Source organism: Streptococcus oralis (assembly GCF_001579525.1).
Lineage (GTDB): Bacteria > Bacillota > Bacilli > Lactobacillales > Streptococcaceae > Streptococcus > Streptococcus oralis_M.
The window spans coordinates 6,384-10,693 of record NZ_KQ970792.1 but is presented as its reverse complement, the minus strand read 5'-3'; the positions used below and the strand labels follow the sequence as shown (position 1 = coordinate 10,693).

Annotated in this window: 2 protein-coding genes; both read right to left on the bottom strand. The window is 41.4% G+C overall.

The features are described 5' to 3' along the window. Positions 1-90: 90 nt before the first annotated feature. Positions 91-1,923 carry a G5 domain-containing protein gene (locus SORDD25_RS06755; protein ID WP_061853108.1) on the bottom strand — a complete coding sequence of 611 codons (1,833 nt, stop codon included), beginning with the start codon at positions 1,921-1,923 and terminating at the stop codon, positions 91-93. A 75-nt stretch (positions 1,924-1,998) separates the two neighbouring features. Continuing rightward, on the bottom strand, positions 1,999-4,310 hold a 2,312-nt coding region (locus SORDD25_RS06750), incomplete at its 5' end, for an isopeptide-forming domain-containing fimbrial protein (RefSeq protein WP_153014485.1).

Sequence of the window (4,310 nt, the reverse complement as noted above, 5' to 3'; positions counted from 1 at the left end):
TTTAATTTATAAAGAAAGAACCCAAGAATAAATTCTGGGTTCTTTTTAGTATTTCTCGTACAAAAGATGCTTTTGTACAATTAGAGAGCCTTAGTCCTTCTTACGAACGACAAAGCCTACTAGACCAGCGATAAATAGACCAATCATTGAAAGAAGACTGGTAGAAGCTGTACCTGTACTTGGTAGAGCTTTCTGATCTTGGCTTGCAGTTTCTTCTTTCTTAGTACTTTCAGCTTGGTTCCCTGTTGTTGCAGTATCATTCTTATCACCGTTGGTTGTTGTAGAAGCTACTTTCTTAGTTCCAACTTCAACAATCTCATCTACTGCTGGAGTAGTGATTGTGTTTGATTTCTCAACTCGACCAGTTTCAACGCCATCTGTGTAAGTCACTGTATAAACAATGGTGCGAACACCCTTCTTACCAGCAGCTTTCACTTGACGACTTCCTTCTGGAAGGTCTGCGTTCTGCACTTCTTTGACTTGGAAAACAACTTCTTCTGTCTTCGTTTCTTCCTTAGTCGTTACAACTGGGGCTACTACTTTCTTAGTTCCAACTTCGACAACTTCGTCTACTGCTGGAGTAGTGATTGTGTTTGATTTCTCAACTCGACCTGTTTCAACTCCGTCTGTGTAAGTCACTGTATAAACAATGGTGCGAACACCCTTCTTACCAGCTGTCTTCACTTGACGACTGCCTTCTGGAAGATTTGGATTTGGTACTTCCTTAGTTTGGAAAGCAACTTCTTCTGTCTTGGACTCTTCCTTAGTCGTTACAACTGCTGCTTTCTTAGTTCCAACTTCGACAACTTCGTCTACTGCTGGAGTAGTGATTGTGTTTGATTTCACCTCGCGACCTGTTTCAACGCCGTCTGTGTAAGTCACTGTTTCAACAATGGTACGAACACCCTTTTGGCCAGCTGTTTTCACTCGGCGAACACCTTCAGCTAAGAGTGCATTTTCAACCTCACGAGTCTGGAAGGCAACTTCTTCTGTCTTGATCTCTTCCTTAGTCGTTACAACAGCTTTTGAACCGGTATAAGTAATCTTGTTTTTTGCAGCTTTCTTTGTCTTGCGTGAAACTTCTTTACGAGATTTTTCAACACCATCCACTTTTGTCACTTCATAAGTGACTTCATCGATACCTTCTTCACCTTCTTCAACACGCGTTTGACCTTTATCCAGTGCTGGGTCTACTTTCGTTTCTTCTTTGAAAGCAACTTTTTCCTCCACAGTCACTGTTTCTTTGGTTTCTACACCTGTTTTCTTAGTTCCAACTTCGATGATTTCTTCTACTGGTTCTTTGGTAACTTTCTCGCTTTTCTTAGTACGAGCTGTTTCTTTACCATCTGTCAGTGTGATATCCCAAGTAATGGTCTTAGTACCTTTAACACCCGCTTGTTTCACGTTGCGAGTACCTTCTGCAAGATCGGCATTGTTTTCGGTACGAGATGCATAAGGAATCTCTTCTGTCGTAGTGATTTCTTGATGCTCAACTTTTGGTTCCGCTGGTTGTTCCGTCTTACCGGCCAACAAAGCTTCAGCCTTGGCTTTCAACTCATTGTAGCGAGCTTCATATGCCACAAAACCTTTTTGAGCTTCTGGACTCTTCATTGCCTTCTTTGCGATAGGAAGGTAGTTAGTAGCTTCCGCCAAGCTATCTTCTAATCCAGCTTTGTTGTCTTCATCATTAGGATTAGCTTTATAGTCAGCGATGAAAGCCTCTAGATCATTCAGTTTATCTCTAAATCGGAATGCCACGACTCTCTCTTGACCATCTGGAATTTCTTCATCTTCCGCCGGTGTTTCTTCTGCATGCACTGTTGGAATTTGATATAAATCTGGAGCTACATGATAAGTTGCTACTCCAAGAGCGTTTAAAGCAAGTATTGAAATCCCTAACTTTAATAATTTTTTTCTACTCATTCTTTTTCCCTTAATTCATTTAATATATAGTAAGGAAGAGAGGAAATATTTCTACTCTCCTCTTACTATATGATACTAACGTTCAGCTTTACGCTTCCAAACTAGAAGTCCAGCAAGTCCTAGAGCTAGGGCAGCAAGTACTCCAAAGATTGAAGATGCTTCAGAACCTGTATTTGGCAATGTTTTCTTAGGTTCTGCAGGAGGAACGGTTCCACCTGGTGGCGGAGTTTGTGGTTTTTCTGGTGTTGGTGGTGTTGGCGGGAACACTACAACCTTGTTGGTAGGCTTTGGATTATGGTTAAAGCTTACTGTAGCTGTATTAGGAACACCAGCAGCGAATTGTGTAAAATCTGTTCCTTCTTTGAAGTTAGTGTAAAGTACAAGACGTACGGTACTTCCCTTCAAGGCTTCAAGAACATCCTTATCGCTGATTTCAAGAGTTACAATGTTTTTAGCTTCATCGTAAGTAACAGTAGCAATTGCTTCTAAATCTTTACCTACTAATTCACCACGATCATTTGAAGCCTTACTCAATTTATCAATAGCTGCTTGAAGCTTGGTTTGAGCTTCTTTTAGTTTCTTGATTTCATTTTCAAGTTTCTCTTGTTGTTGTTTCTTATCAGCTGGTGCCAATTCTGCTTCTTTCTCAGCTGGTGCTTGAAGTTTAGCCAAGTTTTCTTCAGCTACTTTCAACTCTGCTTCCAAGCTTGCAAGATCTTGACTTGATTCGCTAGTTGCAGGTTTCTTATCTTCTGTTGTAGAAGAATCAGATGTAGCTGGAGTTGTTTCTTCAGTAGCTGTTGCTGGAGTAGCTGGTGTTGTAGTTTCAGCTGGTTTAGCTGGCTGCGCTGCCTTAGCTGCTTCCAACTTCGCTTTCAATTCAGCTACTTTAGCTTCCGCTGCCTTGAGTTCTTCCTTCTTACCAGTCTCTGTTGAAGTCTCTTCTGTTGACTTGCCTGTCAAAGCTTTGAGTTCTTTCTCTGCTTGATCAAGTTGAGCTTGAAGAGTTGCTTTGATCTTGTCAAACTGAGCATTTTCAACTTTAAGAGCGATACGGTCTTTGTTGACTTTCAAGACTGAATTGATTTCATCCGTGATTGTAAAACTAGTCAAGTCTGTCTTGATAAGACGACCATATTGATCCTTCTTAGCATTTCCGTTTTCATCTACAGGATCTGTTGGAACCGGTGTAGTAATATCGAATCGGAAGGTATCTAAAGCGTTTGGCAAGTGGTATTCTTTATCAGGTTTAGATCCATCTTCTGGTCCAACAGACTTAGCTGGTTCACCTGGTGTTGGATCTGTTGGTTTTTCTGGGTCACGCGGTTTCACCGTTACCGGTTTTGATTCCTTGCTGCCAGATTGACCATTGGCATCCTTGAAGTTGACAGTTGCTTTGTTTGGTACCAATTGGTCCTTATAAGCAGTCAAATCGCTATTCGCTTTGAGTTTAGCTGGGATGTACAATTGAATCTCTTTGAAGCCTTTTAGTCGAGCGAAATCTTTCACTTTCACAGTGACAGTGTTTCCTTCAACACTTGTTTCAAGAGCTCCATTTGCATCACGACCGTCCACATAGGCTACTGGCGTATCAGCGATTGCCAAGACAGATTCAAGTGTATCTGTTACGGTGAACTCTTTGTACTTATCAATATCTTTTGGTAAAGCTGTATTGACATTGTACATGTAAGGTGCATCGTATTCGACATCCAAGTGGTCCAAGGTACGGTTGATTTTCTTCGTAATTTCTGGTTCTGGTTCTTTTGGAACGATAACCGGAACTTTATTCGAATCTTTGTGTAGCCCTGGTCTATTTGGAATGTTTGCATCATAAGAAGCCGTATTTGGAACAGTGAATCCACGATCTGTTAGATATGGAGTCAAATCAGCTCCCGCTTTAATCTTAGCAGTGAAGCTCAATTCAACAGCTTGACCGCCATTAGCTTTCACTTGTTCCTCTGTAAGGGTCAAGGTAATGGTTTGACCTTCTACCTTGATTTGACTTGCATCAAGAGCTTGACCATTCAAGATTGCACTTGCTGAACCTGCATAATCAAGAACAGACTCAAGTGTATCACTTACACTGAAGGATGATACATCTGTTGGGACACTTGTTTTCACGTTGTATGTGAAAATTTGGTCACGATCAGCAAGTGTTTCTTCAGCTTTAGTATTGACATCTTTCTTGATCTCTGGTTCGTCTGGTGTTGGTGGCGTTACTGGGACTTCATTGGAGTCTTTCGTAAAGCCTGGTTTGTTTGGAAGATCTACCTTGTAAGCTGCCTTATTCGGAATCTGTGTACGACCGTCTTCCTTCACATATGCAGACAAGTTCGCGCCGGTTTTGATCTTGGCATCGAACGTTAATTCAACTGCTTGACCGCCAC